This is a genomic window from Brevibacillus massiliensis (genome assembly GCF_000311785.1).
Taxonomy (GTDB): domain Bacteria; phylum Bacillota; class Bacilli; order Brevibacillales; family Brevibacillaceae; genus Brevibacillus_C; species Brevibacillus_C massiliensis.
In genome coordinates, this window is sequence record NZ_HE978545.1 from 37,814 (window position 1) to 49,797 (window position 11,984).

Genomic DNA, 11,984 nt, shown 5'->3' on the forward strand with positions numbered 1-11,984 from the left:
CCTAAACGGGGTAGCCGAATTCACGCATCAGGTTCAACCACTTTTCGACGCTTGACCGATGCTTTTTTTCCGGGGGCAGCACGATGTAGACGGAGCGCTTCGGCGGTGTGCTGCCGCTGATCGTAATTTGCCTGAGCGTCCCGTCAGCCAGCTCCGCTTTTACCGTCGAACGGGTGACGAGGCTGACACCCAGTCCTTCCTTGACGAAGTCGATGGCCAATTGCGGCTTGTCAAGCTGCAGCTTGGGCACGTAACTGGGCGGCAGGGACTGGTGAATCCATTCGTGAAAGGGCGGACCCCAGTTGACGTACAACAGCGGCAGCTGCGCCAGCTCCGATACATCGACAACCTGTTTTTGTGTCACCGGATGGGAAGGCGAGCCGACCAGCACAATCTCGTCCTCGTAGAACGGGATGACCTCGAAGTTGGGCAGGGACGGCGGAATGTAGACGATCCCCAGCTGGATGATGTGGTCGAGCAGATAACCGATGACGTCTGAGGAATGCCCGGTTTTGGTCCCGATGGCGATCTTTGGATAGCGCAGGTGGTATTCCTTCAAGATCGGTTCCAGCATGAAGGTCCAGATCGAGTCCAGGCTGCCGATCGTAAAGCGATCTTCGTACGGCTGCAGAGCGGCCACTTCGCTCAAACCTTCGTGGGCCAGCTTCAGGATCCGCTCGGCGTAAGGAAGGAGGGCGAGTCCCGCCTGTGTAATTTCCACACTCCTTTTGTCGCGGATAAACAGGGGTTTTCCCACCCGCTCTTCCAGCTGCTTGATCCGCATCGTAATGGTCGACTGTACGAGGTGGAGGCTTTCCGCCGCCTTGGTAAAATTTTTCGTTTGTGCCAGGGTATAAAAGGCCTTTAGCTGCTCGAAGTCCATCAAATGATTACCTCTTATGAAAAAGATTGATAACACTGAACGAAATTGTTCGTTTCTCAAATTATACAATTTTATGTAAGCTGGGGGTAGCTTCATTGAAATACGGTTGAAAGTGGGCAGGATTTACATGAATCGAGAAGTTTGGCGGCAAACTCCAGTTTCAGTCAAATGTTTGCTGGCCGTATCGTTTTTGATGAACATGGGCTTCTATGCGCTCATCCCCTATTTAACCCTGTATCTGACCGGAAGCTTTGCCTGGACGGTCGCGATGGCCGGACTGATGCTTGGCGTCCGGCAGTTTTCCCAACAGGGCTTTGCCTTTATCGGCGGGATGGCGGCCGACAAATTTGGCTACAAGGCCACAATGCTGCTGGGATTGATCGTGCGGGCCGCCGGTTTCACCATGTTTGCTTTTTGCACGGAGACCTGGCAGTTCTTTTTGGCGGCGTTTCTCTCCGGAATGGGCGGCTCCCTGTTTGATCCTGCCGTCTCCGCAGCGTACGTCATCCTGACACCCGGGTCCATTCGCCAGGAAGTCTTCGCCTTCAAGAACGTGCTGAACAACGTTGGCGTCGTCGGCTCGCAGCTGATCGGCACCGTGCTCGCAACAGTGGATTTTTTCTGGCTGTCGCTCTTTTCCGGAATGCTGTACGTCGGCTGTGCCACAGTCGCCTTTTTCTATTTGCCGCCAATCCAGGCTGGCAACAAAAAAGGGGGGATGGGCGCCGGCTTCCGGCATATTTTGCGGGACGGCTCGTTTCTCAGCTACACGGGGATCCTGATCGGATTCTACTATGTGAATATGCAGTTGTTCTTGTCTGTGCCGCAGATGGCGGAGCACGTGCTGGGCAGCAAGACTGGCGTCGGGGTTGTGCTTGCTACGGTTGCCGTATCCGTCATCCTGTTTCAAATGAAAATCTTGCATTGGGTTGAAGGCTTTCAGCAGCGTTTTACCCTGATCGGCATAGGAGCGCTGGTCATGGGAGCGGGGCTGTTTTTGCTTTCCTTCGCGGGCTCGCTTTGGGCGATGATGCTCGACGTATTTATTTTTGCGATCGGCACCATGATCTCTGCGCCTTTTCTGATCGACATGGTCCCGCGGTTTGCACCCAAAGAATACATCGGCGCCTACTACGGGTTCAACGGGTACTCGCTGGCGTTTGGCGGCTCCATCGGCACCTTTTTCGGCGGCTGGATGTACGATCTGGGAGTACAGCTCGATCTGCCGTGGCTCCCCTGGTCGATCTGCCTGGTCATCGGCATGCTGGTCGCTTGGGGATTGTATACATTGGAAGGGAAGCTGCACGTAAAAGTAAGAGGCCAGTCAGCCTAGATCAAGACAGATTTCTCCCATCGGCAAAAACAGCGAAGCTCTTCTGCAGGGGATACCGAAGCGGATTTTGGATACCCTGAGGGAAGAATTCATTCCAGTAACAAGCATGGGAGGATCGGAAACGATGATGCTGAAGTATGGGACTGTTGTACTATCGCTGCTCGCCACTCTGATTTTGCAACCGCTGCAGGTGACGGCGGAACAGCCGGCAGTCTCGGATGAAACGGCGCCACCCCTGCCGATGCGGGTCTCGCCTGTGACGATCCCGGCCCGCATTGCGCTTGTTTCCGGCAATGCGCTTTGGATCGTAGAGGGGAGCAAGCCGGAGGCCAAGCCCGTCAAGGTTCAGACCAAGGGATCTGTAGACGCCATCGGCTGGTCACACGATGGGGCGTGGCTGTTGTACCAGCAGCGAACCAAGGAATTTGGTCCAGCCTATCTGTGGGCAGCCAAGGCGGACGGCAGTGTCACCCGGCAGGTTGATTCCCAGCCGTTGTCTGATCAAGCCTCCTGGTCGCCCGTACAGAACATGATCGCTTACAGTACGCTGGATCCTGCTGGGCAGCTGCCCGAAGGAAATCTAAAGATCGCCACGGTGTACGCCGACGGTCAGATTTCTTCACGCGTGCTTTTGCCTGGCAAGAGCAGGGTCGGAGCGTTTGCCTGGGCACCTGACGGAAAGAGCCTCGCCGTCTCGCTGGAGCGGCTCAAAACTGAACCGCTGCTGATCGACCGGGTCACGCTTGCGGGAAAACGCACCCGTCTGATGGCCGAGGGAGGGCCGGTTGATCCGAATGTCGGAATCTACCCATACCTGGCTTCCGGCCTTACGTGGTCGCCGGATGGCAAGTATTTGGCCTTCCACGTTACGGTCAGTTCCGGATCGATGTCGGCGGACGGGGTGGCCATTCAATTGCTGGATACCACCAAACCCAACTGGATCGTGGAGTTGGGTGTCGGACTGAGATACCCGCAGTGGCTGGCCTGGTCGCCCGACAGCCGACAGTTGGCCTATATTCAAGGCGGGCGGCGGGAAGCGACGGACAACAAGCATTTGTTCATCGTCGATGTCAGCGCCGGATTTGCCATCGTGGACAGCGGAATGAAAGGCTACGTCGATACCCAGCCACGCTGGACAGCCAAGCAGCCTTACGCTGTTGTGTTTGCCCGGGGGAGGGAATCGTTCAAGATGGGCACGACAGAATCCGGCGGCGTTCTGGTGCCGGGACAGCGCATCTGGATACGCGGCCGGGACGGTCAGGAGCAGGCGATCACCGTAGGACCGGACAGCACGGCCGACTACGATCCGCAGGTGTCCCCGGACTGCAGGCAGCTGCTGTTTATGCGGCTGCATGAAGCTCACAAAGGCTCCCTTTACGTTCAGGAGTACCCCAATGGCCCTGCCGTTCCATGGCTGACGGGACTGTCGGGTGAGTTCGGATATTACGGCAACTACTATCCAAGCTGGATACAGGTCTTCTGGGAACGGCCGCGGCGCAGCGGATAAAAGCGAATCCCTCTTTTTTCTGCGAAAGATTTTCAGCGAAAGAACAGAGGAAAGGCGAGCGGAGAGAAACCTGACGTTTGATGGAGAAATTTGTTTCCTAAAAAATACCATAACGAATGTAACTTTTTCCGCCTTTATCTCGTATAATATAATAGAAACCTTTGGTTATAGATGAAAAGAGGGAGTGTTGCTATGGATGAGCGTAAAAAGTTAAGAAAAATGCTGTTTGTTACAGGATCGATCGGCTTCTTTGTGTTCGCAATGGTCGTCGTCACCGAGATCGTGCGTTTATCTGTTCATGTTATACGGTAATGAATAAACCGATTGTATAGAGGCAGTGCTTGCCAGAAAAAAGGAGCTTTTCCTCTGAGATTATGGGGAAAGCTCCTTTTTTTTCGACAAATATCGAGTTTCTGTGGATAAGAAGCAGAGTCAAATCCACATTGGTATTCTTCGTTTTGTAACAGTTTTACACAAGCTATTCACAGGTTACCAACAGTGATGTCCACAGAACCTGTGGATATCGGAACGGTTGTTCGAGCCTGGACGGACATGCTACAATGAAAAAAATGAGTGGAGGTGTAAGACGTGAAGTACCTAAGCGATGCTCTATTGCTGGAAGTGTATCAACGGGCTAAAGAACTCCAATTAGAGCAGGCGTTTATCGAGCTACTCTACTCTGAGATGCAAGACCGCAATTTAGTCCAATTTGAAGCTTCCACTCAAGACCAGGCAACAAGAACGGCGTAGCAATCGATCCGAACGTTGCCTCGAGCCTGTTGCCGCCCGCTTCTGCACGGGCGGCTTTTTCATAAAGTGGAGCTTACTCCGCCGCCAGTTCAAAGGCCGTTATGGAGTCAATCGGCTCCCCGTTTACCTGTTCCGGCAGATAGAACAGAACCGGTCCGCGTTCGCGAATCGGCTTCCCATCCTTGGCAAACTGGAGAATCGCCCGCTTCGCCCGCTCCAACGGGAGGGTAATGGTTTCCTTGTTTTCGCGATGGATGCGCAGAAGGGTCGCCTCCGGCAGCGGTTCGGCATTTTCCAAAAACGGCTCGAGCTTGATTGCGTAGTCGCCATCCAGTACTTTCCGCACCTGAAGCAGGCTTCGCTGTTCAGAAGGCGGGGTTGCTCCTTCCTGCAGTTCCTTGTCCCATTGTGCTCCTGTGCCTTGCAGATAAGCGGATTGCTCTTTGTCAGCATCTTCGCCATCTGGCCGATACGTGCGCAGATCGAACTTTCGATCATCAAAAATCCAAACGCTGGGGTCAAGCGTAATCCCAAAGCGAACGGCCCCTTTAATCACAATTACGTCAGCCATATCCATCTCTCCTTTGCTCACTTATTTACATTACTTCATCACGGTGGATAAGTACAGTCCCGCGGCAGCCTTTGCCCTTCGCCTGCCCGAAAATCACGCCTTCATCCCAGTTTCAATCAGCTAAATTTTCCTTGGAAACACAATCAGAGCGCTTCTCCTCTTTTCAAATGGACGTAAATGGCGTACTATGTATGATAGATAGTGGCAAACGGAGGGATAGGTTTTGACACAGGTTAGGATTCCGGACATGGCAAATAAAGCACTCGCTCTGCTGCGAGATGATGCGAATAAGATCTATAAATTGATTGACGTACAGATGGAAAACCTGACCATGCCGCAGTGCCCTCTCTATGAGGAGGTACTGGACACGCAAATGTTTGGGCTCTCCCGTGAAATTGAGTTTGCCGTTCGCTTGGGTCTGATCGAGGAAGAGGCCGGGCGGGAAATCATGGGGGATTTGGAACGGAAGCTTGCACTGCTTCACGAAATGTTCAATAAAGACAAGTAAGCGGGGGATGATCTCATCCCTCGCTTTTGATTCAAGCTTATTTTACGTGATGTAAAAGGCAGTTCCAAGTATGAGGTAGACGGCCAACAGCAGGACGCCTTCGTACCAGTTTGTTGCCCCGTCGCGCGAGATGGAGATGGCAATGAAAGCCCCTACGGTAATGGCGGTCAGTTCATATGGGGTAAAGACGATGTTCATCGGCGTGCCCAGCAGCAGGCTGATGAGAACGAGTGTCGGGGCGACAAAGAGAGCGATTTGCAGACTGGAGCCGATGGCTATTTCTACTGCGCCGCCAATCCGGTTTTTCATCGCCAGTATGACGGCGGCACTGTGTTCGGCAGCGTTGCCGATAATTGCGATGACAAAGGCACCCACGAACAGATCTGACCAGCCGAATGTATCCACTACGGATTCGATGCTGTGAACCAGCCATTCCGAGACGACGGCGACAAAGAATGTGGCGACGATCATCATGATGACGGAGACGCCTTTCGACCAGAGCGGTTCGTGCTCGTTTGGCTCAATGTCGGCAAGAAACTCTTTGTGCGTCACCATGGAGAACAACAACCAGAGGGTGTAGGCCACGATCAGGATGATCGCGATCACAACGCTGAGCAGGTTGATCTGTTCCTCCGCCAAGCCGCCCATGAACACAGCTGGTACAAACAAGCCAATAACCGACAGAACCATCAAGGAGGAGTTGTGTCCGGCAAGCGTTCCATTGTACTCTTGTTCCTTGTACTTGAAGCCGCCAAACAGCACGCTCAGGCCCAGCACGAGCAGCATATTACCGATGATTGAGCCGGTGATGGAGGCCTTCACCATATCGAACAGGCCCTCTTTCAGCAGGAAAAAGGCGATAATCAGTTCAGCGGCATTTCCGAATGTAGCGCTGAGAAATCCGCCGATTCGGTCCCCGGCGTAGTAGGCTACACTCTCCGTTGCCTTTCCCAGCCAAGCGGCAAGGATGATGATGGACAGCGAAGCCATGACAAACTTGATGATTTCATTTTGTAACAGATAGTGAGAGCCGGCTGCAAGCAGCAGGCTGGCTGCAATCAAGGTATAAAAGCGTTTCAGGTTCACCCGTGTCACCTCGGTACATAGTCTGTCCTGCGGCTGCTCTATTTATATGACGAATGCATATCGTGCAGAAGACGTGAAAAAATAGGAAAGACAAAAACGGGCTGGAGGAAAGGAGGAGTTTGCTTGACACAACCGTATTTTTGTCCGACCTGCACATCCAATCGGATGCGCTTCAACATCATTCAACAGGTTCCGCAAGCGGTTCGGATGGATCCGCAAACGGGCGAGATCGTAAAAAACTTATCCATCGAAGAGCTCGATGCGTTTCATCAGCCCTATCGCGGGGACGCTTTTCTGGTACAGTGCGGAGTGTGCGGGACCATCGAGCGGGAAGAGCGCTTCATCAAAATGGCACAAAAAGGATAAAAAAGGAAGCTGCTGATTGCTATTGTTCAGCAGCTTCCTCCTTTTATTCGCTGTTTCCGGCTTGTCAGTAGCAGAAGATATGCTTGCCGATTTTCTTGATTTGCGGCCTGCTCCATATCCACTTCGAGGTGGCCGTCTCCGGATTGAAATAGTACAGCGCACCGTCAGTTGGATCCCACCCGTTGATGGCATCCTGTACAGCTTTTCTCGCGGTGTCGTTCGGGGTCAGCCAGATTTGCCCGTCGGCTACTGCAGTAAAGGCCAGCGGTTCAAAGATGACACCGGACGGCGTATTGGGAAACTGCGGGCTTCTTACCCGGTTTAAGATCACGGCGGCCACGGCGACCTGACCCTCGTACGGTTCCCCGCGCGCCTCCCCGTAAACGCATTGAGCCATGATCCTCAATTCATTTTCCGGGAAGCGCTTCGAGTGCGTGGTGCCAGCCGGACTCGACGGCGCAGCAGGCTGGGCTGAAGGTGCAGTTCCGACGCCCAATTCCTCGGCAGTCGGGCGGTAGTCCTTGGTTGCATTGTAAAGCATCAGCTTGCTTTTCGGCCCCAGAACTCCGTCTACCTCTTCAAGGCCGAATTCGTATTGAAAGTTGCGCAGTGCCCAGTACGTCTGCCAACCGAACTGGCCGTCGACAGCGCCATGGTAAAAACCCAAATGCTTCAAACGGTATTGCAATTCGCGAACGTCCTTGCCCGTCGCGCCCACCTTGATCACTTGGTTGCTGAACGCTTCTGTCACAGTCTGGATTCCGGATGTAACGGCAACCAGGGAGAGAAGAACGGTCAGAAGGATAAATTTCATCCGCTTTGTCATCCGCATGTAAAGTATCTCCTTCCTGATCTTGCTTCTGCGGTTATTTTGTCCCGTTCCGCGCTCTTTTAGGAGGATTCATGGGAGTAAAATACTGGTCATTTTTTGCCGGTCGAATCATCCGTTTTTTCTCTTTTACACCCAAGCTTTCGCCCGGTATAATGAAGTAAAAGTTCGCATTTGAGCACGCTTTCACACGGCGTGTCAACATACATGGCATGTACGGATTGACCTACTTATATCCGGGAGAGGTGTGAAGCATGGAAGGTAGAATCAGGGGAGAAGTGCGCGTTGCCGACCACGTGGTGGCAGTCATTGCCAGTGTAGCAGCTCAGGATATTCCGGGAATTGTGACCAAAGGTGGATTGTACGAAGAATTTTCCAAGCGCGTGGGAGGCAAAAATACGGCCAAGGGCATACAGGTGAAGCTGGAGGAAGGGGAGACGACGATTGACATGCGGGTAGTCGTGCGGTACGGACTGCAGATTCACCAGGTTTGCCGGGCGCTGCAGGCTCAGGTCAAACAGCTGGTTGAGCAGCTTACCGGGATCCCGGTCAGGGAGATCAACGTCCGCGTCGAGGGAATCCAAACAGCTTGAGTAGAAAAAAGAGGCCTTCCTTCGCGGGAAAGCCTCTTTTTCGTTGAAAGGAGCACCGCAGCAGTAAAGGCGGGTTTCAGGTTTGGCCCCTGGCTTGAACCAGCTCCAAGGCCTTTTGCCGGTTTACTTCACGCGACACGCTGAGCAAAAGGCCCGTTCCGAGCAAGCAGACCAACAGGGAGGAGCCTCCGTAGCTGATAAAGGGCAGCGGTACTCCGGTCAGCGGAATAGAGGCCGTAACGCCCCCGATGTTGATCAGCGCCTGGATGCCGATCATCGCGACCACGCCAATCCCCGTCAGGCTGGCGAAGGCATCCTTGCACTTCAGACAGATGTACAGGCCGCGCAGCAAAAACGCCAGGTACACGAGCAAAAAGATCGTCGCTCCGATAAATCCGAACTCTTCGCCGATGACGGAAAAAATAAAATCGGTATGGGCTTCCGGCAAATATAAATACTTCTGAATGCTTTTCCCGTACCCGGCTCCCGTAATCCCGCCGCGGGCAAAGGCGAAGAGCGACTGGCTGATCTGCCACCCGTCACCCTTGGGATCGGCCCACGGATTGGTAAAGGAGAGGATCCGCGCAAGGGCGTGATTTTTAACCGAGATGTACCAGGTTAAAAAGAGAGCGACGGGGGGAACTGTCAGCAGGATCAGCTGCTTGAGATTGGCGCCGCCGCAGATCATGACAATTCCGGCTGTCCCCAAAAGAATCGCGGCTGTTCCCAGATCGGGCTGCAGGGCGATCAGGAGGAAGAACACTCCTGTTACCACCAGTGCCGGCATCAGACCCGTTTTGAAATCGCGAAAGCGCTCTCCCTTTTTGGAAATGATCGCGGCCAAGTAGAGAATCAGGCCCAATTTGGCGAATTCAGAGGTTTGCAAACTGGCTGGTCCAAGTTTTATCCATGACCGCGCCCCCTTGATTGGATCCCCGATACCTGGTACATACACCAATACGAGCGAGATAAAACTCAAGACGGCGATCAGCAGAAAGTTTTTTTTGTAGAACGAAAAGGGGATATTCATGGCGATAAACATCCCGATTGTACCGATACAGACCCAGGTGATTTGTTTCCTGATAAAGTAGAGGGAGTCTCCTTTACAGGGATCGCCGCATCCGAGAATGCTAAAATCGACGTATGCGTAAATCGAACTGGCGCTGATCACCATGGTAATGCCGAATCCCACCAGTAAAGCTGCCAAAAACAGGAGTAAAAAGTCCGGGACACCGCGCGTTTTCAACAGATGATACCCCCTTGACGGAAAACAGAGAGGATCCCTGCTCCCTCTCTGCCAAATGTGGAGTATATTTAGTAACTCGACAACTTTTCTTTGAGTTGGCTCAATTTGCGATTGGCGGAGTCGAGAATGGCTTTCGGCACTTCTGCATCGTAGTCCAAACCGTGCGGGAAGAGGTGCTTGCCGATAAATGGCTCATCCGTCCTGAGCAGCGTGTGCGGATCTTCCAGGCCGCCTTCGACAACGTTCGCCGGAACGCGAAGATAGTATGTGTTGGAACGATCTTCCATTTTATAATCGTATGTAGCGTGATTGTAATCCCATGCCCAGCGAATAAAGCCAAGCCCGTTCATTATTTCGTCTAATTCAGCAAGAATCAGCTCTTTGTTGCCAATCCCTGTGTCTTTCAACTGCATATGTTTTCCTCCTTAACTAACCTTCCTGTTTGTAGGGAATCATTCACTCTCTTATGATAGTAGGTTTTCCGCCTTAACGCAATGTGTAAACGGGATTCTTTCGGAACTTGTCACAGTGCATGAGAACGAAGGGGGCGGGAAAAACTACAAACTGTTCATGAAAAAAGGAGGAAACAGGGATGGCAAAAGTGGAAAATCGCACCTTGCGTGAAATTATGACAAAAGATGTAGAAACCGTAAGCCTGAAGGACAATGTCTACGAAGTGGCGTGCAAAATGCGCGACTGGAATGTAGGATCCATTCCCGTGGTAGACGAAAATCACAATGTGATCGGGATCATCACCGACCGGGACATCGTCATTCGCGGCATTGCCGAGAAACGGGAAGGATCGGCTGCGATCGAGCAGGTCATGTCTCGTGACATCGTGCTCGGCCGGCCTGACATGACGGTAGACGAAGCGGCAAAGCTGATGGCGGAACACCAGGTACGCCGCCTGCCGGTAGTCGAAAATAATAAGCTGGTGGGCATCGTCGCCCTGGCAGACATGGCTGTGCGCCAGGTTCATCAAGACGAAGCCAGTGAAGCGCTGAACCAGATTTCCGAACCGGCTTCCCGCCATTAATCGCTGAGCGAAGGGCCTTTTCTCCATTGATGGGAGAAAAGGCCCTTCGCATTTTTTCGAAATGGGCTTGATCGACCATGGCATCCTCCCATACGCCTGCATAGGCTGGTAACGAGACGGAAAGGAGGATCCATATGGGCTTTTTTGATTTTGGCGAAAATGAAGAGCTTCTCTGGATCATTATTGTAGTGGTGATTCTTCTGTTCTTATTTAACGACCGGAACTGAGCAGTCTATCCGCGAAACGACCTTGCAAGGGGTCGTTTTTGTCTTTTTCGCGGATTTGCCGCAGGATGTCCGATTTTTACAATCCGCAACAGGCGCCAACCCTTACAATGGAATCATGCAGTTTGAGGCAAACGCACGAAGGAAGGATTGATGAGATGAACGGTGTCATGGAAATTCGCGATCATCTGTTGGACGAGCTGGAGCTGGCCGTCCGCACGAGCCAAGCGCTCATCATGCGCATCAAGCCAGAGGAGTGGGACTGGCGTCCGACGGAAAACATGCGCACGCTGCTCGAACTGGTCCATCATCTTGCGGCGATACCCGCTTCCGATTTGGCGATCCTGCAGGAGAAGACACAACCGGAAGTGGAAGCGGTCGAGAACGGCGCCAGGGACATATCTGCCCCGCTCGAATTGTGCCAACGTCTCCGGTCGAATTGCGATGCTCTGCGGCAGTACATGCTGTCGCTTGACGAAGACGAGCTGTTGCACAAAGCGACGAAGGCGTTCTACCTGGATCACGGAACCGTGCAGATCAGGTGGTTGATTGAAATCGTCACGCACTTCTTTCACCACCGCTCGCAGCTGTACAACTACCTGAAGCAGCTGGGACACGAGCTGAGCTTTTTCATGCTGTACGGATAGGGACCGCGGGTCCATCATCGCGCCAAGATTGATAAAATACCTCCGTATATCCGTTGCGGTTGCATGACCGGGACTGGATGCGGAGGTATTTGTTTTAGCGAAAAAACGTACGGACATCTTGGGCGAAGCGGTCAATCTTTTATCCTGGGAAACATGCATGTCGAGGCGTATCTGACGTCTTGGGATCCATTATTTTTCAAAAGGTTCTTGAAAACTTATACGTACATATATAATATAGAAATACGGAAAATTTTTTTCAATTCAGAAAACACTGTTTATTCAAGAGGATGACTGCGTATGTAACGGCGAAATGAAAGCGCTTTACATGTGCGTGCGGACAATTGCGATTGTTCAAACATGTAAACGCGGCATGGATGGCGACATATAAAAATCACTTATGTGATC

14 protein-coding genes are annotated in these 11,984 nt (G+C 52.6%); 8 read left to right on the top strand and 6 right to left on the bottom strand.

The genetic code is table 11. The features are described 5' to 3' along the window. Position 1: 1 nt before the first annotated feature. Positions 2 to 883 carry a LysR family transcriptional regulator gene (locus tag HGBM_RS19445; protein ID WP_019122751.1) on the bottom strand — a complete coding sequence of 294 codons (882 nt, stop codon included), beginning with the start codon at positions 881 to 883 and terminating at the stop codon, positions 2 to 4. 127 nt (positions 884 to 1,010) lie between these two features. Here HGBM_RS19445 and HGBM_RS19450 point away from each other — a divergent pair, with 127 nt between their 5' ends. The 3 genes from HGBM_RS19450 to sda all read left to right on the top strand — a co-directional run bounded on the left by HGBM_RS19450 (position 1,011) and on the right by sda (position 4,473). Further along, positions 1,011 to 2,216, top strand: a complete 1,206-nt coding sequence (locus HGBM_RS19450) for an MDR family MFS transporter (RefSeq protein ID WP_019122752.1) — start codon at positions 1,011 to 1,013, stop codon at positions 2,214 to 2,216. 124 nt (positions 2,217 to 2,340) lie between these two features. Further along, positions 2,341 to 3,723: a TolB-like translocation protein gene (locus tag HGBM_RS28060; RefSeq protein ID WP_019122753.1), complete on the top strand. Its 1,383-nt coding sequence runs from the start codon at positions 2,341 to 2,343 to the stop codon at positions 3,721 to 3,723. 588 nt (positions 3,724 to 4,311) lie between these two features. Beyond that, the gene (sda, locus tag HGBM_RS29795; protein WP_019122755.1) at positions 4,312 to 4,473 is read left to right on the top strand and encodes a sporulation histidine kinase inhibitor Sda; all 162 of its coding nucleotides are present in this window, start codon (positions 4,312 to 4,314) and stop codon (positions 4,471 to 4,473) included. A gap of 73 nt (positions 4,474 to 4,546) precedes the next feature. Here the strand turns inward: sda and HGBM_RS19470 are convergent, their stop codons facing one another. Next, a complete protein-coding gene (locus HGBM_RS19470; RefSeq protein WP_019122756.1) occupies positions 4,547 to 5,044 on the bottom strand; it encodes a molybdopterin-binding protein in 498 nt (165 codons plus the stop codon). A 247-nt stretch (positions 5,045 to 5,291) separates the two neighbouring features. Here HGBM_RS19470 and HGBM_RS19475 point away from each other — a divergent pair, with 247 nt between their 5' ends. Beyond that, the gene (locus tag HGBM_RS19475; RefSeq protein WP_390620996.1) at positions 5,292 to 5,552 is read left to right on the top strand and encodes an Fpa/YlaN family protein; all 261 of its coding nucleotides are present in this window, start codon (positions 5,292 to 5,294) and stop codon (positions 5,550 to 5,552) included. 42 nt (positions 5,553 to 5,594) lie between these two features. Here HGBM_RS19475 and cax read toward each other — a convergent pair whose 3' ends face one another. Beyond that, positions 5,595 to 6,638 (bottom strand): calcium/proton exchanger, encoded by a 1,044-nt coding sequence (cax, locus tag HGBM_RS19480; protein WP_019122758.1) that lies wholly within the window; start codon positions 6,636 to 6,638, stop codon positions 5,595 to 5,597. A gap of 123 nt (positions 6,639 to 6,761) precedes the next feature. Between cax and HGBM_RS19485 the strand changes: the two genes are divergently transcribed. Then, complete coding sequence (locus tag HGBM_RS19485; protein ID WP_019122759.1) at positions 6,762 to 7,004, top strand: hypothetical protein; 243 nt, start codon at positions 6,762 to 6,764, stop codon at positions 7,002 to 7,004. A gap of 64 nt (positions 7,005 to 7,068) precedes the next feature. On the opposite strand, the gene sleB is transcribed toward HGBM_RS19485, so the two are convergent. Further along, positions 7,069 to 7,836 carry a spore cortex-lytic enzyme gene (sleB, locus tag HGBM_RS19490; protein WP_019122760.1) on the bottom strand — a complete coding sequence of 256 codons (768 nt, stop codon included), beginning with the start codon at positions 7,834 to 7,836 and terminating at the stop codon, positions 7,069 to 7,071. A 251-nt stretch (positions 7,837 to 8,087) separates the two neighbouring features. Between sleB and HGBM_RS19495 the strand changes: the two genes are divergently transcribed. Beyond that, the gene (locus HGBM_RS19495) at positions 8,088 to 8,426 is read left to right on the top strand and encodes an Asp23/Gls24 family envelope stress response protein (RefSeq protein ID WP_019122761.1); all 339 of its coding nucleotides are present in this window, start codon (positions 8,088 to 8,090) and stop codon (positions 8,424 to 8,426) included. Between the two features lie 76 nt (positions 8,427 to 8,502). Here HGBM_RS19495 and ftsW read toward each other — a convergent pair whose 3' ends face one another. Beyond that, on the bottom strand, positions 8,503 to 9,672 hold the full coding sequence (gene ftsW / locus HGBM_RS19500) for a putative lipid II flippase FtsW (protein ID WP_019122762.1): 1,170 nt from the start codon (positions 9,670 to 9,672) through the stop codon (positions 8,503 to 8,505). 68 nt (positions 9,673 to 9,740) lie between these two features. Next, complete coding sequence (locus HGBM_RS19505; protein WP_019122763.1) at positions 9,741 to 10,085, bottom strand: YugN family protein; 345 nt, start codon at positions 10,083 to 10,085, stop codon at positions 9,741 to 9,743. 179 nt (positions 10,086 to 10,264) lie between these two features. On the opposite strand from HGBM_RS19505, the gene HGBM_RS19510 reads away from it, so the two are divergent. Together HGBM_RS19510 and HGBM_RS19520 are read left to right on the top strand one after the other, a co-directional pair. Next, positions 10,265 to 10,708 (top strand): CBS domain-containing protein, encoded by a 444-nt coding sequence (locus HGBM_RS19510; RefSeq protein WP_019122764.1) that lies wholly within the window; start codon positions 10,265 to 10,267, stop codon positions 10,706 to 10,708. Positions 10,709 to 11,090: 382 nt separating this feature from the next. After that, complete coding sequence (locus HGBM_RS19520) at positions 11,091 to 11,579, top strand: DinB family protein (protein ID WP_019122766.1); 489 nt, start codon at positions 11,091 to 11,093, stop codon at positions 11,577 to 11,579. The last annotated feature ends 405 nt before the right edge of the window (positions 11,580 to 11,984 follow it).

Excerpts from the sequence above, each read along its gene's own strand:
- HGBM_RS19445 (WP_019122751.1), bottom strand. The coding sequence starts at position 883 with ATGGACTTCGAGCAGCTAAAGGCCTTTTATACCCTGGCACAAACGAAA.
- HGBM_RS19450 (WP_019122752.1), top strand. The coding sequence starts at position 1,011 with ATGAATCGAGAAGTTTGGCGGCAAACTCCAGTTTCAGTCAAATGTTTG.
- HGBM_RS28060 (WP_019122753.1), top strand. The coding sequence starts at position 2,341 with ATGATGCTGAAGTATGGGACTGTTGTACTATCGCTGCTCGCCACTCTG.
- HGBM_RS19470 (WP_019122756.1), bottom strand. The coding sequence starts at position 5,044 with ATGGCTGACGTAATTGTGATTAAAGGGGCCGTTCGCTTTGGGATTACG.
- HGBM_RS19475 (WP_390620996.1), top strand. The coding sequence starts at position 5,292 with ATGGCAAATAAAGCACTCGCTCTGCTGCGAGATGATGCGAATAAGATC.
- sleB (WP_019122760.1), bottom strand. The coding sequence starts at position 7,836 with ATGCGGATGACAAAGCGGATGAAATTTATCCTTCTGACCGTTCTTCTC.
- HGBM_RS19495 (WP_019122761.1), top strand. The coding sequence starts at position 8,088 with ATGGAAGGTAGAATCAGGGGAGAAGTGCGCGTTGCCGACCACGTGGTG.
- HGBM_RS19505 (WP_019122763.1), bottom strand. The coding sequence starts at position 10,085 with ATGCAGTTGAAAGACACAGGGATTGGCAACAAAGAGCTGATTCTTGCT.
- HGBM_RS19510 (WP_019122764.1), top strand. The coding sequence starts at position 10,265 with ATGGCAAAAGTGGAAAATCGCACCTTGCGTGAAATTATGACAAAAGAT.
- HGBM_RS19520 (WP_019122766.1), top strand. The coding sequence starts at position 11,091 with ATGAACGGTGTCATGGAAATTCGCGATCATCTGTTGGACGAGCTGGAG.